A 23,131-nucleotide genomic window follows, 5' to 3' on the forward strand; every position below is an offset into this window, starting at 1 on the left:
GTACCGGGTCCACCGGCCGCATCGGGCCGTACCGGTCGTACCGATGAAAGTGAGCTAGCAACCGTGTCCGCAGTCTCCGACCGTCTGCCCACCTTCCCCTGGGACAAGCTGGAGCCGTACAAGAAGACGGCGACGGCGCACCCGGGCGGCATCGTCGACCTGTCGGTCGGCACCCCGGTGGACCCGGTCCCCGATCTGATCCAGAAGGCCCTGATCGACGCGGCCGACTCGCCCGGCTACCCCACGGTCTGGGGCACCCCGGCCCTGCGCGACGCGCTCACCGGCTGGGTCGAACGCCGCCTCGGCGCCCGCGACGTCACCCACCGCCACGTCCTGCCGATCGTCGGCTCCAAGGAACTCGTCGCCTGGCTCCCCACACAGCTGGGCCTCGGCCCCGGCGACCGCGTCGCGTACCCCCGCCTCGCCTACCCGACGTACGAGGTCGGCGCCCGCCTGGCCCGCGCCGACTACGAGGTCTACGACGACCCGACGCGGCTCGACCCCGAGGGTCTGAAGCTCCTCTGGCTGAACTCCCCGTCCAACCCGACCGGCAAGGTCCTCTCGAAGCAGGAACTCACCGAGACCGTCGCCTGGGCCCGCGAGCACGGCGTCCTGATCTTCTCCGACGAGTGCTACCTCGAACTGGGCTGGGAGGCCGACCCGGTCTCGGTCCTGCACCCGGACGTCAACGGTGGCTCCTACGACGGCATCGTCGCCGTCCACTCCCTCTCCAAGCGCTCGAACCTCGCCGGCTACCGCGCCGCCTTCCTGGCCGGCGACCCGGCGGTCCTCGCCCCGCTCCTGGAGATCCGCAAGCACGGCGGCATGATGACCTCGGCCCCGACCCAGGCGGCCGTCGTGGCGGCCCTGAGCGACGACACCCACGTCCAGGAACAGCGCGACCGCTACAAGGCCCGCCGCACGCTGTTGCGCGAAGCGCTGACCGCCCACGGCTTCCGCATCGAACACAGCGAGGCCAGCCTCTACTTGTGGGCAACACGGGACGAGTCCTGCTGGGACACGGTGGCCCACCTGGCCGACCTGGGCGTCCTGGTGGCACCGGGCGACTTCTACGGGGAGGCGGGCGACCGCTTCGTACGGGTAGCCCTGACGGCAACGGACGAGCGAGTAAGGGCAGCTGTAAACCGGCTCAGCTGAAGGCTTTTGTCTTTTAGGGGCGCGGGGAACTGCGCGCCCAGCCCCCACCGGCCGCAAGCCGAAATACAACGCGAAAAGGGGTCCAGGGAACTCCCTGGACCCCTTCGACGCAGGGCGCTCAGCCGAGCGGCAGCCCCTTCAACGGCAGCTCCTGAGCCGTCGGCAGCCCACCCTTGGTGACCGCGTCGGTCGGCAGACCGCCACCCGCCGTGGCGGTCTTGGCCGTGTCACCGAGCAGGCCGCCGGCCTGCCCCGCCGTGTCCCCGGCAACATGCTGCGCAGCCGGAGCCACCGTCTTGGCAACCTTCCCGCCGGTCTTGCCTGCGGCCGGCACCGCCTTCTCCAGCGTCTGGCCACCGGACTTGCCGGCGACCCCCGTGACGTTCTGGCTCGCGCCGTCGACCGTGTTGCCGACGCTCGCCCCGTCCAGGGCGGTCAGCGCGCCCAGGTTCGGGGTGGCCGGCAGGGAGGGGGCCGCACTGGCGGAGCCGGCCGCACCGACCCCGGCTGCCGCTCCCGCTGCGACGAGCAGCGCGGCACGGGCGATCCGGCGGGTCAGGGGGAGGGACATGATGCTCCTTGTGTTGATCTCCGGGCTCGGACGCAGTGACTACCGCTCGAAGCGCGCGAAGGTTGCGGAGCGCCAACGTAAAGAGTTGGCAATGCGTCGCATTATCAGCTACGGATAAAAACGGACAAAGGTCGCCCGGCCCGAAAGCCCGTCGAATCCTTGCAGCCCTTTGTTTTCAAGGACTCCGGCGCACCTGAGGGTGACCACGCGAAAACCTGAGCACCCCCGGCCCCGGATCGACCACGCATAACCCCTACGGGTGAGGCCCCGTACTACTGCCCGGTCGGCCCCTCGGTCTGGATGCGGACCCCGCCCGCGGCCTTCGTGCCGGTCGAGTGCCACGGGTCGTTCGCGCTGCCGGCGGCCCACTCCCGCCCCGCGTACGACACACGGTCGATGTGCAGCGCCGAGGAGTTGGCCACCGCCCAGTGGGCGAGCTGCCAGCCGGTCTTCGTGCTGCCGGACCGCACCGGCAGGGTCACCGTGCTGCTCCCGCCGGTCGCACTCGCGCTCGGAGACGGCGTGGCCGTGGCTTTCGTCTTCGTCTTCGACTTGGACGTGCCCTTGGACGTGGAGCCGCCGCCGGTCACCTCCGCGCCGGTCTCCTTCAGCACCTCGCGTCCGAAGTCCCTTACCAGCGCGGCCCGTACGGCGTCCGGGCCGGTGGTGGTCACGGTGGTGTCCGGGAGGCCCTGGCAGGTCAGCGTGGCGGCCGACTGCCCGGTGAGGGCGGCGGACAGCAGCGTGGCGTCGGGCTCGTGCTTGGCGTACGCCTCCGGGTAACCGCTGCGCTGCACCCGCTGCGCAGCGACCGTGAGGGGGAGCTTCTGGTAGTCGTCCACCTTGGCCAGGTGCTCGTAGAAGACGCCCGCCGCGTACGTCGGGTCCATGATCTCTTTCTCGGTGCCCCAGCCCTGCGAGGGCCGCTGCTGGAACAGGCCGAGCGAATCCCGGTCCCCGTGGGTGATGTTGACGAGCTGCGACTCCTGGATCGCGGTCGCCAGCGCGATCGTCACGGCCCGCTCGGGCATCCCGCGCCCGGTGCCGACGGCGGCGATCGTCGCCGCGTTCATCGTCTGCTCCTGCGTGAACTCGAACTCCTGGCCGTCGCCCTTCCCGGAGACCACCTTGCAACCGGGGCCGCCCCGGCCGCCGGTGACGTACTGGACGACCAGGTAGCCCGCGACCGCGAGCAGCACCACGAAGGCGGCCGAGAACCTGAAGAGGCGGCCGCGTCGACGCTTCTTTGGGGTGGGGGACTGCTCAGGCATCCCCACAAGGTACTGGAGGCTCCTGTTGCCGCTGCGCCGGGTGTGGACAAACGGTGGAGAGGCCCTTCGCGTTAGGGTCGACGGCATGGCCGATACCCCACTTGACCTCACGCTGGACGCCGCACGGCTCACCGCGCAGCTCGTCGACTTCCCCTCGGAGAGCGGCAGCGAGAAGCCCCTCGCGGACGCGATCGAGACCGCGCTGCGCGCCCTGCCCCACCTGACGGTCGACCGGTACGGCAACAACATCGTCGCGCGCACGAACCTGGGCCGCACGGAACGCGTCATTCTGGCCGGCCACATCGACACGGTCCCGATCGCAGGCAACGTCCCCTCGCGCCTCGACGAGAACGGCGTCCTGTGGGGCTGCGGCACCTGCGACATGAAGTCCGGCGTCGCCGTCCAACTCCGCCTCGCGGCCACGGTCCCGGCCCCCAACCGCGACCTGACCTTCGTCTTCTACGACAACGAGGAGGTCGCCGCTCCGCTCAACGGCCTCAAGCACGTCTCCGAGACCCATCCCGAGTGGCTGGCGGGCGACTTCGCGGTCCTCCTGGAGCCGACGGACGGTCAGGTCGAGGGCGGCTGCCAGGGCACGCTCAGGGTGTTCCTGAAGTTCAAGGGTGAACGAGCGCACTCCGCGCGCGCGTGGATGGGCTCCAACGCGATCCACGCGGCCTCCAGGGCACTGGCCAAGCTCGCCGCGTACGAGCCCCGCAGGCCCGTGGTGGACGGCCTTCAGTTCCACGAGGGCCTCAACGCGGTACGCGTCGAAGGGGGAGTGGCCACCAACGTCATCCCCGACGGGTGCACCCTGGTCGTCAACTTCCGCTACGCGCCCGACCGCAGCGAGGCGGAGGCGGAGGCCTTCGTGCGCGAGTACTTCGCCGACTGCGGGGTCGACGAGTTCGTCGTGGACGACCACACCGGAGGAGCCCGCCCCGGCCTGACCCACCCGGCCGCGGCGGCCTTCATGGCGGCCGTCGGCGGCGAGGCCCGTCCCAAGTTCGGCTGGACGGACGTGGCCCGCTTCAGCGCCCTCGGAGTGCCCGCGGTGAACTACGGCCCCGGTGCCCAACTCCTCGCCCACAAGGTCGACGAGAGGGTCGAGGCGGCCCTCATCCCCGAGGCGGAGCGGCGGCTGCGGGACTGGCTCATCGCCTGACATCCGTATGTCCCCCCTCCGTAACCCGCGTAGACCTACGCTGAGGTACGAAACACCTGCAAGTGGAGGGAGCGCACATGGCTACAGGCAACCCCGAGGGCAAGCAGCAGCCACCGGAGGAGCAGCGCCTGGGACCGGTCCTCCGGAGGCGCGGCCAGGTGACCGCGAGCACGACCGACCAGCGTCTCCTGGACGCGGGCGGCCCCTCGGACTGGGTCCACACCGACCCGTGGCGCGTTCTGCGCATCCAGTCGGAGTTCATCGAGGGCTTCGGCACACTGGCCGAACTGCCGCCCGCGATCAGCGTGTTCGGCTCGGCCCGCACCAAGCCGGACTCACCGGAGTACGAAGCGGGCGTACGGCTCGGACACGCTCTCGTGGAGGCCGGGTGGGCCGTGATCACCGGCGGCGGCCCCGGAGCCATGGAGGCGGCCAACAAGGGCGCCCTGGAGGCCAAGGGCATCTCCGTCGGCCTGGGCATCGAGCTGCCCTTCGAGCAGGGGCTCAACCCCTACGTCGACATCGGCCTGAACTTCCGTTACTTCTTCGTCCGCAAGATGATGTTCGTCAAGTACGCCCAGGGCTTCGTGGTCCTCCCCGGCGGCCTCGGCACCCTCGACGAACTCTTCGAGGCCCTCACCCTCGTCCAGACCCAGAAGGTCACCCGCTTCCCGATCGTCCTCTTCGGCAGCGACTACTGGGGCGGCCTCGTCGACTGGCTCAAGAACACCCTGATCGCCCAGGGCAAGGCGTCGGAGAAGGACCTCCTGCTGTTCCACGTGACGGACGACGTGGACGAGGCGGTAGCGCTGGTCTCGAAGGAAGCCGGCCGGTGACGGTGGTTCTTTTCAGCCCGTCCGGCGTTTGAGGACGAGGCCGTTCAGGCCGAAGCGGGGGTCTGGGGGCGGCAGCCCCCAGGGACGGGACGGGCAGGGGCGGCGGGGGCGAAAAAATCAGGCCAGCCCCCGCCGCGCCACAGCCGGCGGCCGATGCCCGGCAATGGACGCCACCATGTCCAGCACCTGCCGAGTCTCGGCGACCTCGTGCACCCGATACACCTGGGCACCCAGCCACGCCGACACGGCAGTCGTCGCCAACGTCCCGACAACCCGCTCCTTGACCGGCTTGTCGAGCGTCTCGCCCACGAAGTCCTTGTTGGACAACGACACCAGCACCGGCCACCCCGTCTCGACCATCTCCCCGAGCCGCCGCGTCGCCTCCAGACTGTGCCGCGTGCTCTTCCCGAAGTCGTGCCCGGGATCGATCAGCACCGACTCCCTGGGCACACCCAGCGAAACGGCCCGCTCGGCGAGCCCCAGGGTCACGCGCAGGATGTCGGCCATGACGTCGTCGTACGTCACCCGGTGCGGGCGTGTCCGGGGCTCGGCGCCGCCCGCGTGGGTGCACACCAGCCCCACGCCGTACCGCGCGGCGACCTCCGCGAGCCGCGGATCGACGCCGCCCCACGCGTCGTTCAGGAGATCCGCGCCGGCCTCGCAGACGGCCTCGCCGACCTCGTGCCGCCAGGTGTCGACGCTGATGATCACGTCGGGGAAGCGCCGCCGCACCTCGGCCACGAAACCGACCGTGCGGCGCGCCTCCTCCTCGGCGGTGACCTCCTCGCCGGGGCCGGCCTTGACCCCGCCGATGTCGATGATGGCGGCGCCTTCGGCCACCGCGTGCTCCACGCGCGCGAGGGCGGGCTCGTCGCGGAACGTCGCCCCCTGGTCGTAGAAGGAGTCCGGGGTCCGGTTCACGATCGCCATGATCACCGGCTCGTGCGCGTCGAATTCACGCCTGCCCAGCCTGAGCATCCCCTGTGACCTCTCCTAGTACTGACCGGTCTTCAGCCGCCTGTGACCCTAACTGTCAGCGTCGCATGGCACGATCGGACCCTGACACATTCGGCTTCGGCACGTCCGACATCGACGCCCGTGGAGACTCCAGCGATGTTCATGTTCCTGTTCCTGGTCGTCGGGCTGGCCGTCGTGGTCGGCGCCGTGACCCTCTCGGTGATCGGCGGCGGCGAGAACGCCCCGCTGCCCGACGTCGCGCCCGAGCGCCTCGACGACGCGCTGCCCCCGGACCGGCCCGTCGACCAGGCCGACGTGGAGAGCATCCGCTTCCCGCTCGCCGTACGGGGCTACCGCATGGCCGAGGTGGACGACGCGCTGAGCCGCATCGCCGCCGAACTCGCCGAGCGCGACGCCCGGATCGCCGACCTGGAGTCCGCGCTGGCGGGCGCGCAGAGCCACCGCGTCTCGATCGAGAAGCCCGCGGAAGGCGACCACCAGTGAGCGACGCCGTGGCCGGTCCGGACGGAGGTCTGCGCTGCCCCTGGGCGCTGTCCACCGAGGACTACATCACGTACCACGACGAGGAGTGGGGCCGCCCGGTCCACGGCGACGACGCCCTCTACGAACGGCTCTCCCTGGAGGCCTTCCAGTCGGGCCTCTCCTGGATCACGATCCTGCGCCGCCGCGAGGGATTCCGGGCCGCGTTCGCGGGCTTCAAGATCGCGGAGGTCGCGACCTTCACGGACGCCGACCGCGAACGCCTGCTCCTCGACGCGGGCATCATCCGCAACCGCCTCAAGATCGACGCGACGATCGCCAACGCACGCGTGCTGGCCGACTGGGCGCCGGGCGAGCTCGACGAGTTCATCTGGTCTCACGCCCCCGAGCCGGGCCCGGCCCCGAAGACACTCGGGGACGTCCCGGCGGTCACGACGGAGTCGACGGCCCTGTCCAAGGCCCTGAAGAAGCGAGGCCTGAAGTTTGTCGGCCCGACAACGGCGTACGCACTGATGCAGGCGTGCGGACTGGTGAACGACCACTTGGAAACCTGCGTAGCGAGAAGCGCCCCGTAAGAGGCGCGGGGCTGTATCAATTCGCGGCTCCGCCGCGTGGGCGAGACCAGCCACAACGGACCCGCAGCTTCTGATCTCAGCGCCCCAAGTACTTCGGCGTCTCCTTGTTGACGAACGCCTCGACAGCGATCGCATGATCCTCCGACGCGCCCGCCCGAGCCTGGAGTTCGTCCTCCTTCTCCAGCGTCTCCTCAAGGGTGTGCGAGAGGCCGTAGGCCACCGACTCCTTCAGCGCCGCATAGGCAACCGTCGGCCCACCGGCCAACGCCCGCGCCACCTTCTCGGCCTCCGCGTGCAGCTCGCCCGCGGGCACGAGACGGTTGGCGATCCCCAGGTCGTACGCGTCCTGCGCCGTGATCGTGCGCGGGAACAGCAGCAGATCGGCGGCGCGCCCGGGACCGACGACCCTGGGCAGCGTCCAGGAGATGCCGGAGTCCGCGGTCAGCGCCACGCCCGCGAAGGAGGTGTTGAAGCCGGCTTTGTCCGACACCACGCGGTAGTCCGCGGCCAGCGCGAGCCCGAAGCCGGCCCCGGCCGCGACGCCGTTGACCCCGGCCACCACGGGCTTCGTCATCCCGGCCAGCGCCCGCACGATGGGGTTGTAGTGCTCCTTGACCGTGGTCATGGTGGCCCCGGTCCCTGCCTCCCGGTCGGAGGCCAGCAGCGTGATGTGCTCCTTGAGGTCCTGGCCCACGCAGAACGCCCGCTCCCCGGCCGCGGTCAGCAGCACGGCCCGTACGGCGTCGTCGCCCGCCGCGGCCCGGACCGCCTCCCGGAGGGCGACCTTGGTCGCGATGTTCAGCGCGTTCATCGCCTCCGGGCGGTTCAGCGTGATCTTCGCGAGTCCGTCGCTCACCTCGTAGAGCACGGTGTCGGCCATGGTGGGTCCCCTCCGGTGTCGCCGCTCCGGCGTACCGGTCGGTACGCCCTGTGTCCGTAGGACAGCATGGCGGAGATCGCCGTCCACGCACCGGACCGTACGTGTGACCTGCGTCAAAGAATTCTGCGCCGGTTTCGGTCGGCGGGGGTCCGCGCGGCGGCGAAGTATCGCAGTCACATCGGCGAATTGAGTGGTTTTGCTCGCGCGCGTTGCCCAAGCGATGCCGACTGATGTTGGTCATCGGGTCCTGAGATGCGGGATAATGGCTTGGAAGCAATGTGTTCGATGCCGGTGACGCGTGTCTCATTAGGGGCCGCGCGTGCCCTCCATGGGGCCGTCGGCGACGATGAGCTGGTTTCAGGAAGGGGAACGAGCATGGCGGCCATGAAGCCGCGGACGGGCGATGGCCCGCTCGAGGTGACCAAGGAGGGGCGGGGCATCGTCATGCGCGTTCCGCTCGAAGGCGGCGGTCGGCTCGTCGTCGAGCTGACCCCTGACGAGGCCGACGCGCTGGGCGACGCCCTCAAGAAGGTCGTCGGCTGACGCGGCGGAACGCGACCATACCCCTTCAGCTGCCCCGGCATCCGAGATGGTGCCGGGGCAGCTGCTTTCCCGCGTTCTCACGGCGTTCTACCGCTTGACCGCGCACAGCAGTCCGTCGCCCACCGGGAGCAGCGACGGCACCAGCTCCGGGATCTCGCGCACCGCTCGCAATAGGTCGCGCAGCCGCAGCACCTCGGTCGGCTGCGGGCCCGAGTCGACGGTCCGGCCGTTGGCGAAGACGCCCTCGAAGACCACCAGGCCACCCGGACGCAGCAGGCGCAACGATTCAGCGAGATAGTCCAGGAACTCCTGCCGGTCGCCGTCGCAGAACACCAGGTCGTAACCGGCGTCCGCGAGCCGGGGCAGCACGTCCAGGGCGCGGCCCGGGATGAAGCGGGCCCGGTTGCTGGCGAAGCCGCAGGCGCGGAAGGCCTGGCGGGCGAACTGCTGGTGGTCCGGCTCCTGGTCGACGGTGGTCAGTACCCCGTCCGGCCGCATGCCGTGGAGAAGATGCATCCCGGACACGCCGGTCCCGGTACCGATCTCCGCCACCGCCTTCGCGTCCACGGTGGCGGCCAGCATCCGCAGCGCGGCGCCCGTGCCGGGCGACACCGAGCGCAGCCCTGCCTCGCGGGCCCGGTCCCGGGCCCAGCGCAGTGCTTCGTCCTCGGCGACATAGGCGTCGGCGAACGCCCAGCTCGTCTGCCGGTTGCCGGTAATGACCCTCTCCTGTCCCCGTGGTTGCCTGGGCGTGACTGTATCCGTTGGTGCCGGGAACCTGCTGATGGGACCGGGCGTTTAGAGGGGGAGGAATGCACTGGGGGACGCGGCCGGAGGGGAGAGCGGGGGATGAGGATGGATCAGGACGTCGAGCAACGGCGGGAGCAGGGGCCCGAGCATCGGCTCGTACCGCCGGAAGGTCGGTATGAGCGTGTATCAAATTCTCGTAAAACCCCTTATCCGGAGCTAACGGGCGAGGTGGCTATGGTAGGGACTCCACTGGACACCACCAGAGCCGACAGGGGAGGTGCGGCTGTACCTGTGGATCGGGGAGGAGTGCTCCGGCGCTTTCTCGGATCGGCGGGCAGGCCGAAATCCGTGAACGACACCGCTGCTGACCACAGCCACGCCGCTGACCATGCCCAGACCGCGACCTTCTCCACCGACGCGGACGGGCAGGCGTGGACTCCGCCCACCTGGGAGGAGATCGTCAGCACCCACAGCGGCCGTGTGTACCGGCTCGCGTACCGCCTGACGGGGAACCAGCACGACGCCGAGGACCTGACACAAGAGGTCTTCGTCCGGGTCTTCCGTTCCCTGTCGACCTACACGCCCGGCACCTTCGAGGGCTGGCTGCACCGCATCACCACCAACCTCTTCCTGGACATGGTCCGCCGCAAGCAGCGCATCCGTTTCGACGCGCTCGGGGAGGACGCGGCCGAGCGCCTGCCCAGCCGCGAGCCGTCGCCCCAGCAGGTCTTCAACGACGCGCACTTCGACGCCGACGTCCAGCAGGCCCTGGACACCCTCGCGCCCGAGTTCCGGGCGGCGGTCGTCCTGTGCGACATCGAGGGCCTCTCGTACGAGGAGATCGCCGCGACCCTGGGCGTCAAGCTCGGCACGGTCCGGTCCCGGATCCACCGTGGCCGCTCCCAGCTGCGCAAGGCCCTCGCACACCGCTCGCCGGAAGCACGGGCCGAGCGCCGTTCCTTCGTGGCGCGTGTGCCCGCGCTGGGGGGAGGGGGCGCGACCGCGTGAGTGGATCACGTCCTACGCCTGCGGAGCAGCATCTGGGAGACCGACTTTCCGCCCTGGTGGACGGGGAGCTCGGTCATGAGTCGCGCGATCGCGTACTGGCGCACCTGGCCACCTGCACGAAGTGCAAGGCCGAGGCCGACGCGCAGCGCCGACTGAAGAACGTGTTCGCGGAGATGGCCCCGCCGCCGCCCTCCGAGAGCTTTCTGGCGCGCCTCCAGGGACTCCCCGGGGGAGACGGCGACTCGGACGCCGAGGAACCGCCCGGCGGGGGACTCTTCGCCGGAGCCGGTTTCTTCGGCGTGAAAAGAGACGGCCCGCTCGACGCGTTCGAGTTCGGCTACGTCCCCGCGGGCCCGCACGCCGCGAGCGCCCTGACCCCTTCGTCCGCACCGGCCCGCGAAGGCTTCCGCATCCATGACGTCAGCCGGCACGACAGCGACCGCTCCGCCTCGCGCGGCATGCGGTTCGCGTTCGTCGCCGCCGGCGCGGTCTCGCTGGCCGCGATCGCCCTGGGCGGGGTCGCCACGGTCACACCGGGCGACACCGCGGCCGAAGCGCGGGGCGGCGCGGGAGTGACCCCGGCCCGCACCCAGGGCACGGGTGCCGCGGCCACCGACTCCGGGCGCCGCCGTGGCGTAGGGCCCCTGCTCGCCCAGGGCACGAGCCAGCGGTCGATGCTCGGCGACACCCCGATGGCCCCGACCTCCGTCTCCGCGCCGCTGCTGCCCGGGGTGCCGTCCCCGGCGGTCGTCCGGGGCGACGACGAGGTCATGCACACGCTGACCGCGCCCGTCGTGGCCGGTGCGGCGGTCATGTCCCCGCTGATACGCCCGCTCAACACGAACCCGCCGGTCGCCCTCACCTCGTGGTCCACGGCCCCCGATGTCATGGCCCCCGGCCTGCTGCGGGCACCCGACACCACCTCTTCCCCCACTCCGTCCCCCTCCGCCTCCTCCCGCCCCCCGCGCTGACCGGCCCCTGCACCGCACCCCGCCGACCTGGTTGAATCCGGGGAGTACGGGGTGGCACGGCGGGCGGTGGGGAGCACATGAACGAGGAGACACCGAAGCCGAAGTGGTGGGGCCGAGGGCGGGCGGTGACGCCCGGTGTGGCCGTGAGCGGTGAAGTCGCTTCCGCCGACGCCGACTTCGAACCGGAGCGCCCTGCACAGGAGCCCGGCGACGCCCCACAGGCCCCCACAACGGCCTCCGGCGTTCCCGCCCCACGTGATCCCACCCCCGACGCCGTTCCCGACCCCTGGCACCGCTACGACCCCTGGGCACCCGCACCGCTGGTCGCCCCCCTCCAACAGACCGGCGCCGCATCCCCGACCCACCAGCAGCGCCGCAACCGCACCCGGAAACTCCTCGTCGTCTCCGGGCTGGTGCTCGCCCTGGTCTCCGGGGGCGTCGGAGGTGTCGTAGGGGCGTATCTCGAGCGGGACGGTGTCGGTGGAGACGTCGTGTTGCCGCAGGCCGGTGCGGAGAGCGGTGGGCGGGCGGCCGGGAGCGTGGCCGGGATTGCGGCCAGGGCGCTGCCCAGTGTGGTGACCCTGCATGTGACCGGGGACGAGGAGTCGGGGACCGGTACCGGGATCGTGCTGGACACGCGGGGGCACATCCTCACCAACAACCACGTCGTGCAGCCCGCGGGCGGCGACGGCGAGATATCCGTGAGCTTCAGCGGGGGACAGACCGCCAGGGCCAAGGTCGTCGGGCACGACACCGGGTACGACCTCGCCGTGGTGCAGGTGAGCCGGGTGCGCGGGCTCAGGCCGATGCCCCTCGGCAACTCCGACAACGTGCGGGTCGGCGACCCCGTCGTGGCGATCGGCGCGCCCTTCGACCTCGACAACACCGTGACCGCCGGGATCATCAGCGCCAAGGACCGGCCCATCACGGCCGGCGGCGACGCGGCGGACGGGAGCGACGTCTCGTACGTCGACGCCCTGCAGACCGACGCGCCCATCAACCCGGGCAACTCCGGCGGGCCGCTGCTCGACGCCCAGGGGCGGGTCGTGGGGATCAACTCGGCCATCCGGTCCGCCGACGACGGGACCTACACGGGCGACGGCCAGGCCGGTTCCATCGGGCTCGGCTTCGCCATCCCCGTCAACCAGGCCAAGCGCGTCGCCGAGGAACTGATCAACACCGGGAAGGCCACCCACCCGGTCATCGGCGTCACCCTCGACATGGACTACTCCGGGGACGGCGCCCGCGTCGCGACGAAGGGCAGCGACGGCGGCCCCGCCGTCACGGCCGGCGGCCCCGGTGCCAAAGCCGGGCTCAAGGCGGGCGACGTCATCACCGAGGTCGACGGCGAGCGGGTCCACTCGGGCGACGAACTCATCGTGAGGACCCGCGCGCACCGCCCCGGCGACCACCTGCGGCTGACTCTCCGGCGGGGCGGCAAAGACATGACCGTGTCGCTCGTTCTGGGCTCCTCGACCGGCGATTGACAGAAACGTCACAGGTGAGAGCCCCGCGCCCCGTCCCACTAGGCAAACAACCCGGAAAACCGGTCCTGTACACCCACTCGTAGCCCACGGGACAGTACCGGTCGGGTGGGATCGCCGGGTACCGTGGACCCGGCCCGGACCACGGAAGACGCGCACCGACCACCGAGGGCCGCGGACCGAGGATCGCAAGGAGCTTCAGGTGTTCAATGACATAGGACCGCTCGAGCTGGTGACGATCATTGTGCTCGCCGTGCTCGTCTTCGGTCCGGACAAGCTCCCGAAGGTCATCCAGGACGTCATGCGGACGATCCGGAAGATCCGAGAGTTCTCGGAGAGCGCCAAGGCGGACATCCGCGAGGAACTGGGCCCGGACTTCAAGGACTTCGACTTCGAGGACCTCAACCCCAAGACGTTCCTGCGCAAGCAGCTGGACAACGACGAGCTGGGGCTCAAGGAGATCCGCAACGGCTTCGACCTGAAGAAGGAGATGGCCGAGGTCACGGAGGCGGTGCAGAGCGCCGACACTCCGAGTTCCCCGCCCGCTTCCGGTGGTCGTCTCGACATGACCAAGAAGCCCGAGGACCCCGAGAAGGACGAGCGCCCGCCCTTCGACGCGGACGCCACCTGACCCTCCCGCGCGGCTCCCGAAGCGCTCCCCACGTGACGCGTTTCATACGTTTGCCATGCCCTCGTACGGCCTGAACACGGCCTCCGGGCGCCTCACGCGCCGGGCGCTTTCCGGGCTGCCTCCCACGAGGTGGCTATGCTGCCGAGTTGTTGTGCGGACCGGGCGAGTCGCCCGAAGGGGGGCGGGCCGCCCCGGTCCGACGAGAGCGAGGAGGCGTCCGGCATGGAGACGACGAGTCGGGTAGGCGCGCAGGCGCCGGCCGCGGAGGGCGGACAGCAGGTCCCCTCCGCCCGGCGCACGGTCGACGGCTACCTGCTGGCGCCCTTCCCGTGGTACGGCCTCGACGAGGCCTTCACGGGGCCGCGCTGGCTGATGCAGGTGGGCATGGCGGCGGACGGTGCCGTCGAGCACGGTTCGATCGGGCACGGCGACGAGCCCTCCGTACGCAACGAAGGCACGGAGGACAAGGAGAAGTTCGCGGTGGTCGTCACCGTCGCGGGCAACCCCGCGCGGCGCACGGCCGACGGCACGGGCCTCCTGGAGGCCACCTCGGTGTCCTCGGCGGCCTGGCTCGCCGGGGTCGGACTGCTCTCCTTCACCTGGCCCGGCCAGATGGACCACACCCTGCGCGACGACTGGCTGGAGCAGCAGACCGAGACGGCCTGGGTCCTGGCCGACGACCTCGCCGGCGACGACTGGTCGACCCTGTCCCTGCCCGTGGACGGCGTCCCGACGCCCTTCCACTACCGCGAGTCCGAGTTCGGCTGGGTACTGGCCGGGTCGACCCAGGCGGGGGTCCACGTCGGGGCGTACGGCAGGGGCATGAGCGCGTATGGACTCGGCTTCGCCGCGATCAAGGACATCGCTGCCTACGCCCAGTAGTTGCTACGACGATGGGGGCGCCGTCCGGTGAGACGGCGCCCCCATCGTCGTAGGAAGAGCTCTAGAACTTGTTCTTGGGCGTGATCCCCAGCGACAGTCCCGAAAGGCCTCGCTGCCGTCCCCCGAGCTTGCCCGCGATCGCTCGCAGCGCGGCGCCCGCCGGGGAGTCCGGGTCGCTCAACACCACCGGCTTGCCCTCGTCGCCGCCCTCGCGGAGGCGGACGTCGATCGGGATGGAGCCGAGGACGGGGACCGAGGCGCCGGTCGTGCGGGTGAGGCCGTCCGCGACGGACTGGCCGCCGCCCGTGCCGAAGACGTCGACCATCTCGCCGCAGTGCGGGCAGGGCAGGCCCGCCATGTTCTCGACGACGCCGACGATCTTCTGGTGGGTCTGTACGGCGATGGAGCCGGCCCGCTCGGCGACCTCGGCCGCTGCCTGCTGAGGGGTCGTCACGACGAGGATCTCGGCGTTCGGGACGAGCTGGGCGACGGAGATCGCGATGTCGCCCGTGCCCGGCGGGAGGTCGAGGAGGAGGACGTCCAGATCGCCCCAGTACACGTCCGCCAGGAACTGCTGGAGTGCGCGGTGGAGCATCGGGCCGCGCCACACGACCGGGGCGTTGCCCGGGGTGAACATGCCGATGGAGATGACCTTCACGCCGTGCGCCGACGGCGGCATGATCATGTTCTCGACCTGGGTGGGAGTGCCGTCGGCGCCCAGCATGCGCGGCACGGAGTGGCCGTAGATGTCGGCGTCGACGACCCCGACCTTCAGGCCGTCGGCCGCCATCGCCGCCGCGAGGTTCACCGTCACCGAGGACTTGCCGACGCCGCCCTTGCCGGAGGCGACCGCGTAGACGCGGGTGAGGGAGCCGGGCTTGGCGAAGGGGACCTCGCGCTCGGCCGTGCCACCGCGCAGGGCGGTCGCGAGTTCCTTGCGCTGCTCGTCGCTCATGACGTCCAGCGTCACGTCGACGCGGGTGACGCCGTCGACCCCGGAGACCGCATCGGTCACGCGTTGCGTGATCGTCTCCCTCATCGGGCAGCCGGAGACCGTCAGGTACACGGTGACCGCGACCGCTCCGTCCGCACCGATCTCCACCGACTTGACCATCCCCAGTTCGGTGATGGGTCGGTTGATCTCGGGGTCGTTCACCGTCGACAGCGCTTCGCGCACCGCGTCTTCCGTAGCCATGTGTCGATGGTACGGCGCCGACCGGTCCCTTCGGCCAGCCCCTCAGCGGTCGTCTGCGTCACGCACGGAAGACCGTTCTGCCGGGAATACGACATGCCCGTCGTGCCGTACGTCCAGCTCCTTCACCAGGTCCTGCAGCTCGGAGCGGATCCAGTCCCGGGTCGCCACCTCGCCGAGGCCGATGCGCAGGGCGGCGATCTCGCGGGTGAGGTACTCGGTGTCGGCGATCGACCGCTCGTTCTGCTTGCGGTCCTGTTCGAGGTTGACCCGGTCGCGGTCGTCCTGCCGGTTCTGCGCGAGCAGGATCAGCGGGGCGGCGTAGGAGGCCTGGAGCGACAGCATCAGGGTGAGGAAGATGAACGGGTAGTTGTCGAAGCGGACATCGCGCGGGGCGAAGATGTTCCACAGCACCCACACGATGATGACGATCGTCATCCAGACGATGAACCGGCCGGTGCCCAGGAAGCGGGCGATCCGTTCCGACAGCCGTCCGAAGGCCTCCGGGTCGTACTCGGGCAGCAGCCGGCGCCGGGGCGGGCGCGGCTGGTCGAGCCGGGGCCGCGACCGGGTGGTGGCGGTCGCGCCCGCCGGTGTCCGCTCACGCGTGGTCTCGCGCTCAGGAGTCATGAGCCGCCACCTCCTCTGTCTCTGCCTCGTCCTCGTCCAGGTGGAATTCCGTCTCCCGCCAGTCCTGCGGCAGCATGTGGTCCAGTACGTCGTCCACGGTCACCGCGCCCAGCAGCGACCCGGTCTCGTCGACCACGGGCGCCGCGACCATGTCGTACGTCGCGAAGAACCCGGCGATGAGCTGCAACGAGGCGTCCGGGTCCAGGGGTTGGAGGTCGCCGTCGATGATCGCGCTGACCAGGGTGTACGGCGGGTCGCGCAGCAGCCGCTGGAAGTGGACCGTGCCGAGGTACTTGCCGGTCGGGGTGTCGTCGGGCGGGCGGCAGACGTAGACCTGGGCGGCGAGGGCCGGTGACAGGTCGGCGTTGCGGACCCGGGCGAGCGCGTCGGCGACGGTCGCGTCCGGTCGTAGAACGATCGGCTCGGTCGTCATGAGGCCGCCCGCGGTGTGCTCCTCGTACGACATCAGGCGGCGTACGTCGGCGGCTTCGGAGGGCTCCATCAGGTTCAGCAGCCGCTCCTGGTCCTCCTCCGGCAGCTCGCCGAGCAGGTCGGCCGCGTCGTCCGGGTCCATCGCCTCCAGGACGTCCGCCGCGCGCTCCTCCTTCAGCTTGCCGAGGATCTCGATCTGGTCGTCCTCCGGGAGCTCTTCGAGGACGTCGGCGAGGCGGTCGTCGTCGAGGGCGGCGGCGACCTCGGCCCGGCGCTTGGGGGAGAGGTGGTGCAGGACGTTGGCGAGGTCGGCGGGGCGCAGCTGCTCGAAGGTGGCCAGGAGGCTCTCCGCGCCCTGTCCCTGCTCCTCAAGGGAGAAACCGGTGACGGCGGACCACTCCACGGTCAGCGTCTCGCCCTTGGCCCTTCTGAAGGCTCCGCCGGTCCTGCCCTTGCGGACGAAGATCCGGTCGATCTCCCAGTCCCGGCGGGCCGGCAGCTGCTGCACCGCCAGGTCGAGGACGGTGACCTCCTCGCCGGTCTCCACGAGGGTGACGCGCCGGTCGAGGAGTTCGCCGAACACCAGCCGCTCGGTGGGCCGTTGCTCGAAGCGGCGGACGTTGAGCACGCCGGTGGTGACGACCTGGCCGGACTCGATGCCGGTGACCCGGGTCATGGGGAGGAAGATGCGGCGCCGGGTGGACAGTTCGACGACCAGGCCGAGCAGGCGCGGGGGCCGCTGGCCGACGCGCAGCATGACGACGAGGTCGCGGACGCGGCCCACCTGGTCGCCGTTGGGATCGAAGACGGCGACACCGGAGAGGTGCGAGACGAAGACCCTGGGGGCGCTCCCTGCCATGGCTGCACCTCCCTTTCTTTTCCTGGTTTCCCGATGTTCCGATTTGCCCGCTCGGACGGGCTTCAGGCTAGCCCGTCCGTATGCGATCCGCGCAGGTGGGCGGTCCGGACGGACTGGCTCCGACGGCGCCCGGCGACCCCGGTACGCTGCCGTACGCCATCGCCCCCCGCCGCACGAAAGGCCCTCCACCTGTGACTGCGATTCCCCAGGTCCGAAACCGTCGTGCGGTGCTGCTCGGCGCGGTCTGCGTGCTGGCTCTGGCGGGCTGCAGCGAGGATCCGGACGCGGGGACCAACGGGGTCGGCAAGCTGGCCGCCGACAAGATCCAGTCGAAGTCGGTGACGGCCGCGGGCGCCGCCGACGCGGTACGGCTGTCGGGGACCGTCGTCACCAGCGGGCGGACGTACAAGCTCGACATGCGGCTGAAGTCCGACGGCGGCAGCGGCTCGGTCACCTCGAAGGGGTCGACGTTCGGGCTGCTGCGGGTCGGCGAGCAGCTGTATCTGAAGGCCGACGCGGACTTCTGGAACAGCAACGGTGACTCGGGCGTCGGCGACTCGCTGCACGGCAAGTACGTGAAGGTGCCGCAGGACGACCCCTCGTACAAGAAGTTCAGTGGTTTCACGGACAAGGACGTCCTCCTCTCCAGTCTGCTGACCCTGCACGGCTCACTCGCGACGGACGGACACCACGACCAGAACGGCGTCCGTACGATCCGCATCACCGGCGACGACGGCTCCGGCGGCACCCTCGACGTGTCGCTCGAGGGCAAGCCGTATCCGCTCCGGCTGGTCCGCGCGGGCGGTGCGGGCACCCTGACCTTCTCGGACTGGGGCAAGAGCTTCGCCGTGACGGAACCCGCGGACGACGACACTGTCGACTACGGCAAGCAACTGCCGTCTTCCTAGCGGTGGTTACCGCTGTTTGCGTTTCTTCAGCAGCAGGCGCGGCAGCGCGGCCGGAGCCGGCTGACGGGTCGTCGCGGGAGAGGGCAGCGGAGGTTCCGCCAGCGATCCCTCCGGCAACTCGCCCGTGGCACCCGTCGGTTCGAGCCGCAGCACCCGGCACTCGCGCGCCCAGCGCTCCGTCATCGCCTCGCCGTCGGGCGCGTTGAGCCGCTTGCCCTTCAGCTCGCCGACGGCCGCGGTCCAGGCCTCCGAGCCCGGCGCCAGTTCCACGACCTTCGCCGTCCATACGACCAGCCGGCCGCCCTTGTCCTTGCTGCGGACCGTGACCTCGGCCGCGCCGCCGTCGACGAGCCCCGGCAGCGGCTGCTCGCCCGGACCGTCGCCGACCAGACAGGCCGCGCCCTCGTGCCAGACGTGCCACAGGGCACGGGCCGGTACGCCCGGACCGTTGACCCAGACGAGGCCGGACTTCTTCGTGGCCTCCTCGACGAGGGCCTGGTCGAGCAGCTCGCTGCTAGTCATGGCGCCCAGCCTATCCAGGCCGCTCACAGCCAGCCGTTGCGCTTCAGCGTGCGGTGGATCGCCAGACAGACCGTCACCGTGAAGGCGAGCACCACCGGATACCCGTACCGCGCGTGCAGTTCGGGCATGTGCTCGAAGTTCATGCCGTACACGCCCGTCACCATCGTCGGTACGGCGATGATCGCGGCCCACGCGGTGATCTTCCGCATGTCCTCGTTCTGGGCGACGGAGGCCTGCGCGAGGTTGGCCTGGAGGATCGAGTTCAGCAGCTCGTCGAAGCCGATGACCTGCTCCTGGACCCGGGCGAGGTGGTCGGCGACATCGCGGAAGTACTTCTGGATGTCGGGGTCGATCAGCCGCATCGGCCGCTCGCTCAGCAGCTGCATGGGACGCAGCAGCGGCGACACCGCGCGCTTGAACTCCAGTACCTCGCGCTTGAGTTGGTAGATCCGCGCCGAGTCGACACCGCGCGAGACCCCGCCCTTGCGGCCCGGCGTGAACACCTCGGTCTCGACCTCGTCGATGTCGTCCTGCACCGCGTCCGCGACCGCGACATAGCCGTCCACGACATGGTCGGCGATCGCGTGCAGCACCGCCGAGGGACCGCGCGCGAGCAGCTCGGGGTCGTCCTGCAGCCGGTGCCGCAGCGCCCGCAGCGAGCCCTGGCCGCCGTGCCGGACGGTGATGAAGAAGTCCCGGCCGGTGAAGCACATGACCTCGCCGGTCTCCACCACCTCGCTGTTTGCGGTGAGTTGGTCGTGCTCGACGTAGTGGATGGTCTTGAAGACGGTGAACAGGGAGTCGTCGTAGCGCTCCAGCTTGGGCCGCTGGTGGGCCTGCACGGCGTCCTCGACGGCGAGCGGGTGGAGTCCGAACTCCCCGGCGATACCGGCGAATTCGGCCTCGGTCGGCTCGTGCAGCCCGATCCACACGAAGCCGCCGTCACGGCGCACCTGGCGCATCGCCTCGTGCGGGGTGAGCGGCTTGCCGGTGTCCACACGGGCTCCGTCGCGGTAGACGGCGCAGTCGACGACGGCCGACGGGGTGCCGGGGTCACGCGTGGTGTCGTACGCGCCGCCGTCCTTGCGCAGGGCGGGGCGGGACGGGCGGACCACGGCACGCAGGTCGCGGATCATCGACATGGCGGGCTCCTTCGCGACGAGCAACGAAAGGCGCCAACGACGGTTGGAACTGCCCGGAATGGGGACGTCCTGTGTGCGGATGTTTGGCACGTCCACAAAGCGGGGAGCACCGCACCGTCGCGGTGGCGAGTTTCGCTACTGATACAGGCACTGACTTCGGCAAGACAGATCGAACAGATCAGGCAGATCAGGAAAAGGAAACGAAGTGCTCTTCCGCGACAGTGAAGAAGTGCGAGCGGCGGCAGCCGGCTGGAGGGGCTAGAGCCAGAGCGACGACATCAGCGGCCGGAAGAGCGGGTGGTACTGCCAGGTCGACTTCGGTCCATTGCAGCCCCACCTCCTCCGGCCGGTCCCCCGTGGGGGAGTCTCAACGGCGTCGGACTTGAACGCGACGCTTCTGCGTGCTGCCCGAACGACCGGCCCAGACTATCAGCAGGCCGAAGTGTCAAGGCGCTGCTTTGCCCGGTACTGACGAGTTCTATGCTCCCCGCATGGTTGATGTTCTTGCTCTGGTCGAGGCACGGTTGCGCACCGCGCTGGGCGAACCGGACGCGCGCGCGGCGGTCACCTTCCTGGGCACGGACCGCGTCGAGGTACTCCGTTTCCAGGACACCGGCCAGGAGGGCGGCATCGTCCGCTACGCCACGCTCGGCATGTCCGCACAGCCCATGAGCGACCCCACGGCGATGCTCGCCGACCCGGTCTCCGGCCCCCGCGCCGAGCTGGTCCTGTCCGTGCGCGGCGGCCTCGCCGACACCGACAAGGTGCTCCGCCCGCTCGCCGTACTCGCCGCGTCCCCGCAGGTCGAGGGCGTGGTCGTGGCCCCCGGCGCCTCGCTCGACGTGGGCGAGCCGCTGTGGCCCGGCGCCCCCTTCACCTCGGTGCTGGTCGCCGAACCGGGCGGCCTGGTCGAGGACCTGGACCTCGACGCGCCCCTCGACCCGGTCCGCTTCCTCCCGCTGCTCCCCATGACCCCGAACGAGGCCGCCTGGAAACGCGTCCACGGCGCCCAGGCCCTCCAGGAGCGCTGGCTGACGAACGGGACGGACCTCCGGGATCCGTCCCGCAAGTCCGTCCCGCTGGACTGACCTCTTGAGCGACCGCGTGAGTGACCGATCTCACCAACGCCCGGCCGGAATCCGTCAGTTGGCGAACACCGCGACACCGTCCTCCGCCGCGTGCCTCGGCTCCAGCTCCTCCGCCTCGTGCGTGAGCGCGGTCCGCCGTACGACGACCACCAGCGCGCCCAGCGCCGCGGTGACGGCCGCGACCACGAACGGGATGTGGATGTTGCTCCAGCCCTCGATCTTCGGTGCGAAGAACGGCGCGGCGGCCGCGGCGAACCAGCGGACGAAGTTGTAGCCCGCGCTCGCCACCGGGCGCGGCGCGTCCGAGACCTCGAGGGCCAGCTCGGTGTAGACGGTGTTGTTCACGCCGATGAAGGCGCCGGACAGGATCGTGCAGACGATGGCCGTGGTGTGGCTGCCGTAGCCGAGGACGAGCACGTCGACGGCGAGCAGCACCAGCGAACCGCCGAGCACCTTGAGCGAGCCGAAGCGGGACTGCAGGCGCGGGGCGACGAAGACCGAGAAGACGGCGAGCAGCACACCCCAGGCGAAGAACACGGCACCCGACTTGTAGGGGGTCATGTTCAGCACGAACGGGGTGAAGGCCAGCACGGTGAAGAACGTGTAGTTGTAGAAGAAGGACGAGATCGCGGCGGAGGCCAGACCCCCGTGGCCGAGCGCCTTGAGCGGGTCCAGCAGCGAGGTCTTGCGGGCGGGCTTCGGCTGTTCCTTCAGAAACACCGTGATGCACAGGAAGCCGATCGCCATCAGGAACGCGGTGCCGAAGAAGGGGTAGCGCCAGCTCTGGTTGCCCAGCAGGGCGCCGACCAGCGGGCCGCAGGCCATGCCGAGGCCGAGGGCGGACTCGTAGAGCAGGATCGCGGCGGCGCTGCCGCCGGCCGCCGCGCCGACGATCACCGCGAGGGCCGTCGAGACGAAGAGCGCGTTGCCGAGGCCCCAGCCGGCCCGGAAGCCGACGAGTTCGCCGACCGAACCCGAGGTGCCGGCGAGACCGGCGAAGACCACGACGAGGGCGAGGCCGAGCAGCAGGGTCTTCTTGCCGCCGATGCGGCTGGAGACGAAGCCGGTCACCAGCATCGCGACGGCGGTGATCAGGAAGTACGAGGTGAAGAGCAGGGAGACCTGGCCGGCGGTGGCGTCCAGGCCCTTGGCTATCGACGGCAGGATCGGGTCGACGAGCCCGATGCCCATGAAGGCGACGACCGAGGCGCCGGCCGTCGCCCATACGGCCTTCGGCTGGCGCAGCAGGCTGCCGGTGCCGGCTCCCTCGTCGAAGGGGTCGTCCGTCCCGTCCATGCTTCCTCCCAAGTAGTTGGTGTATGCACATAGTAAGTTAGACAAGGTAATAAATGCAAGATGCATCTAGTTTCGTTCGGTGAGTGGCCCCGTCCGGACGGGTGATCGTCCTTGACGTGCGGGTGCGAGGGTAGGACCGTGGGGCCCTATGAGGGGCGAACCCAGTTGCCCGAAGTGTGGTGGCCGGGTCAGGGCTCCCGGACTCTTCGCCGATTCCTGGCAGTGCGATGTCCACGGCACGGTGCATCCGGTGCAGCCCGTGATCCCGCCCAGCGTCGAGGCCCTCAGTGTCGTCGTGCATCGCACGCAGGTACCCGTGTGGATGCCGTGGCCCCTGCCGGTCGGCTGGTTGTTCACGGGCGTGGCGTGCGCGGGGGACGACCGGAGCGGGGGGCGTGCGACGGCTGTCGCGTGCTCCGGCCCCGGGCCGCTCGGTGGGATGGGTGAGCTGATCCTTGTCGCGGAGGAGCTCGGTGTCGGGCTCGGAGCGCGGTACGCGGGGATCGACGGGCCGGATCCCGGGCCGTACATGAGCGTCGAGAAGCCGCCGCAGGCGAAGCTGCTCGCGGCGGGGCGGCCTACGCCGTTGTGGCATGTGGCTACGGCGCCGGATGATCGGGCCGTTTTCGCCGGGGAGGCGTTGGGGTTGTGGCTGTGGGCTGTTGTCTGGCCTGAGCAGTCGGGGTTGTTGATGTACGACGAGCTGGTGCTCACGGATTTGCGGGACGCGGGGGCGGAAGTGGATCTGGTGCCGTGTGGCGCGTTGTCGCCGCGCTTGCTGGAGCCGTAGCGCCCAGGGGGGTGCCTGGTTCTGTTTTGGGGCGCGTGCTGGTGCGTTGTGGCTGGTCGCGCAGTTCCCCGCGCCCCTGAGGTGGGTGC

25 protein-coding genes are annotated in these 23,131 nt (G+C 70.4%); 14 read left to right on the forward strand and 11 right to left on the reverse strand.

What is annotated here, in order from left to right; translation table 11 throughout:
* Window positions 1–63 precede the first annotated feature (63 nt).
* Window positions 64–1,158: a bifunctional succinyldiaminopimelate transaminase/glutamate-prephenate aminotransferase gene (locus SSP08S_RS33640; protein WP_019072064.1), complete on the forward strand. Its 1,095-nt coding sequence runs from the start codon at window positions 64–66 to the stop codon at window positions 1,156–1,158.
* Between the two features lie 118 nt (window positions 1,159–1,276).
* On the opposite strand, the gene SSP08S_RS33645 is transcribed toward SSP08S_RS33640, so the two are convergent.
* Window positions 1,277–1,729, reverse strand: coding sequence for a hypothetical protein (locus SSP08S_RS33645; protein ID WP_019072065.1), 453 nt, complete (start codon window positions 1,727–1,729; stop codon window positions 1,277–1,279).
* Window positions 1,730–2,001: 272 nt separating this feature from the next.
* Complete coding sequence (locus tag SSP08S_RS33650) at window positions 2,002–3,000, reverse strand: hypothetical protein (RefSeq protein WP_019072066.1); 999 nt, start codon at window positions 2,998–3,000, stop codon at window positions 2,002–2,004.
* An 85-nt stretch (window positions 3,001–3,085) separates the two neighbouring features.
* Here SSP08S_RS33650 and dapE point away from each other — a divergent pair, with 85 nt between their 5' ends.
* A complete protein-coding gene (dapE, locus tag SSP08S_RS33655; protein ID WP_019072067.1) occupies window positions 3,086–4,165 on the forward strand; it encodes a succinyl-diaminopimelate desuccinylase in 1,080 nt (359 codons plus the stop codon).
* A 77-nt stretch (window positions 4,166–4,242) separates the two neighbouring features.
* Entirely contained in the window at window positions 4,243–5,001 is a 759-nt protein-coding gene (locus tag SSP08S_RS33660; protein ID WP_019072068.1) for an LOG family protein, read from the forward strand.
* Between the two features lie 117 nt (window positions 5,002–5,118).
* Here SSP08S_RS33660 and folP read toward each other — a convergent pair whose 3' ends face one another.
* Window positions 5,119–5,979 carry a dihydropteroate synthase gene (folP, locus tag SSP08S_RS33665; protein ID WP_019072069.1) on the reverse strand — a complete coding sequence of 287 codons (861 nt, stop codon included), beginning with the start codon at window positions 5,977–5,979 and terminating at the stop codon, window positions 5,119–5,121.
* A 141-nt stretch (window positions 5,980–6,120) separates the two neighbouring features.
* Here folP and SSP08S_RS33670 point away from each other — a divergent pair, with 141 nt between their 5' ends.
* Both SSP08S_RS33670 and SSP08S_RS33675 read left to right on the forward strand, forming a co-directional pair.
* Window positions 6,121–6,462 carry a DivIVA domain-containing protein gene (locus tag SSP08S_RS33670; RefSeq protein ID WP_078532593.1) on the forward strand — a complete coding sequence of 114 codons (342 nt, stop codon included), beginning with the start codon at window positions 6,121–6,123 and terminating at the stop codon, window positions 6,460–6,462.
* Window positions 6,459–7,034, forward strand: coding sequence for a DNA-3-methyladenine glycosylase I (locus SSP08S_RS33675; RefSeq protein ID WP_019072071.1), 576 nt, complete (start codon window positions 6,459–6,461; stop codon window positions 7,032–7,034). Before SSP08S_RS33670 ends, SSP08S_RS33675 begins: the two co-directional genes overlap by 4 nt.
* A 76-nt stretch (window positions 7,035–7,110) precedes the next feature.
* Here SSP08S_RS33675 and chcB read toward each other — a convergent pair whose 3' ends face one another.
* Window positions 7,111–7,914 (reverse strand): 2-cyclohexenylcarbonyl CoA isomerase, encoded by an 804-nt coding sequence (chcB, locus tag SSP08S_RS33680; protein WP_019072072.1) that lies wholly within the window; start codon window positions 7,912–7,914, stop codon window positions 7,111–7,113.
* Window positions 7,915–8,289: 375 nt separating this feature from the next.
* On the opposite strand from chcB, the gene SSP08S_RS59730 reads away from it, so the two are divergent.
* Window positions 8,290–8,457, forward strand: coding sequence for a DUF3117 domain-containing protein (locus SSP08S_RS59730; protein WP_003966491.1), 168 nt, complete (start codon window positions 8,290–8,292; stop codon window positions 8,455–8,457).
* Between the two features lie 87 nt (window positions 8,458–8,544).
* Here the strand turns inward: SSP08S_RS59730 and SSP08S_RS33690 are convergent, their stop codons facing one another.
* A complete protein-coding gene (locus tag SSP08S_RS33690; RefSeq protein ID WP_078532585.1) occupies window positions 8,545–9,243 on the reverse strand; it encodes an O-methyltransferase in 699 nt (232 codons plus the stop codon).
* Window positions 9,244–9,513: 270 nt separating this feature from the next.
* Here SSP08S_RS33690 and sigE point away from each other — a divergent pair, with 270 nt between their 5' ends.
* The 5 genes from sigE to SSP08S_RS33715 all read left to right on the forward strand — a co-directional run bounded on the left by sigE (window position 9,514) and on the right by SSP08S_RS33715 (window position 14,183).
* A complete protein-coding gene (sigE, locus tag SSP08S_RS33695; RefSeq protein ID WP_019072074.1) occupies window positions 9,514–10,215 on the forward strand; it encodes an RNA polymerase sigma factor SigE in 702 nt (233 codons plus the stop codon).
* Window positions 10,212–11,186: an anti-sigma factor family protein gene (locus tag SSP08S_RS33700; protein ID WP_026179060.1), complete on the forward strand. Its 975-nt coding sequence runs from the start codon at window positions 10,212–10,214 to the stop codon at window positions 11,184–11,186. Before sigE ends, SSP08S_RS33700 begins: the two co-directional genes overlap by 4 nt.
* A gap of 77 nt (window positions 11,187–11,263) precedes the next feature.
* Window positions 11,264–12,673 (forward strand): S1C family serine protease, encoded by a 1,410-nt coding sequence (locus SSP08S_RS33705; RefSeq protein WP_019072076.1) that lies wholly within the window; start codon window positions 11,264–11,266, stop codon window positions 12,671–12,673.
* Window positions 12,674–12,872: 199 nt separating this feature from the next.
* The gene (locus SSP08S_RS33710) at window positions 12,873–13,301 is read left to right on the forward strand and encodes a sec-independent translocase (protein ID WP_019072077.1); all 429 of its coding nucleotides are present in this window, start codon (window positions 12,873–12,875) and stop codon (window positions 13,299–13,301) included.
* A gap of 222 nt (window positions 13,302–13,523) precedes the next feature.
* Window positions 13,524–14,183, forward strand: a complete 660-nt coding sequence (locus SSP08S_RS33715; protein WP_019072078.1) for a hypothetical protein — start codon at window positions 13,524–13,526, stop codon at window positions 14,181–14,183.
* A gap of 61 nt (window positions 14,184–14,244) precedes the next feature.
* Here the strand turns inward: SSP08S_RS33715 and SSP08S_RS33720 are convergent, their stop codons facing one another.
* The 3 genes from SSP08S_RS33720 to SSP08S_RS33730 are packed head-to-tail and all read right to left on the reverse strand — an operon-like array spanning window position 14,245 to window position 17,296.
* Window positions 14,245–15,378, reverse strand: a complete 1,134-nt coding sequence (locus SSP08S_RS33720) for an Mrp/NBP35 family ATP-binding protein (RefSeq protein WP_026179061.1) — start codon at window positions 15,376–15,378, stop codon at window positions 14,245–14,247.
* A 42-nt stretch (window positions 15,379–15,420) separates the two neighbouring features.
* The gene (locus SSP08S_RS33725; protein WP_019072080.1) at window positions 15,421–16,005 is read right to left on the reverse strand and encodes a DUF1003 domain-containing protein; all 585 of its coding nucleotides are present in this window, start codon (window positions 16,003–16,005) and stop codon (window positions 15,421–15,423) included.
* A complete protein-coding gene (locus SSP08S_RS33730) occupies window positions 15,995–17,296 on the reverse strand; it encodes a magnesium transporter MgtE N-terminal domain-containing protein (protein ID WP_019072081.1) in 1,302 nt (433 codons plus the stop codon). Before SSP08S_RS33730 ends, SSP08S_RS33725 begins: the two co-directional genes overlap by 11 nt.
* A 191-nt stretch (window positions 17,297–17,487) precedes the next feature.
* Here SSP08S_RS33730 and SSP08S_RS33735 point away from each other — a divergent pair, with 191 nt between their 5' ends.
* Complete coding sequence (locus tag SSP08S_RS33735; RefSeq protein ID WP_026179062.1) at window positions 17,488–18,204, forward strand: LolA-like protein; 717 nt, start codon at window positions 17,488–17,490, stop codon at window positions 18,202–18,204.
* Window positions 18,205–18,210: 6 nt separating this feature from the next.
* Here SSP08S_RS33735 and SSP08S_RS33740 read toward each other — a convergent pair whose 3' ends face one another.
* Together SSP08S_RS33740 and SSP08S_RS33745 are read right to left on the reverse strand one after the other, a co-directional pair.
* Entirely contained in the window at window positions 18,211–18,726 is a 516-nt protein-coding gene (locus SSP08S_RS33740) for a hypothetical protein (RefSeq protein WP_019072083.1), read from the reverse strand.
* Between the two features lie 23 nt (window positions 18,727–18,749).
* The gene (locus tag SSP08S_RS33745) at window positions 18,750–19,868 is read right to left on the reverse strand and encodes a magnesium and cobalt transport protein CorA (protein ID WP_019072084.1); all 1,119 of its coding nucleotides are present in this window, start codon (window positions 19,866–19,868) and stop codon (window positions 18,750–18,752) included.
* Between the two features lie 491 nt (window positions 19,869–20,359).
* On the opposite strand from SSP08S_RS33745, the gene SSP08S_RS33750 reads away from it, so the two are divergent.
* On the forward strand, window positions 20,360–20,956 hold the full coding sequence (locus SSP08S_RS33750) for a suppressor of fused domain protein (protein ID WP_043259879.1): 597 nt from the start codon (window positions 20,360–20,362) through the stop codon (window positions 20,954–20,956).
* A 54-nt stretch (window positions 20,957–21,010) separates the two neighbouring features.
* Here the strand turns inward: SSP08S_RS33750 and SSP08S_RS33755 are convergent, their stop codons facing one another.
* On the reverse strand, window positions 21,011–22,252 hold the full coding sequence (locus SSP08S_RS33755; protein WP_019072086.1) for an MFS transporter: 1,242 nt from the start codon (window positions 22,250–22,252) through the stop codon (window positions 21,011–21,013).
* Window positions 22,253–22,400: 148 nt separating this feature from the next.
* On the opposite strand from SSP08S_RS33755, the gene SSP08S_RS33760 reads away from it, so the two are divergent.
* A complete protein-coding gene (locus SSP08S_RS33760) occupies window positions 22,401–23,042 on the forward strand; it encodes a DUF6758 family protein (protein WP_026179063.1) in 642 nt (213 codons plus the stop codon).
* The last annotated feature ends 89 nt before the right edge of the window (window positions 23,043–23,131 follow it).

Source organism: Streptomyces hokutonensis (genome assembly GCF_000376565.1).
Taxonomy (GTDB): Bacteria; Actinomycetota; Actinomycetes; order Streptomycetales; family Streptomycetaceae; genus Streptomyces; species Streptomyces hokutonensis.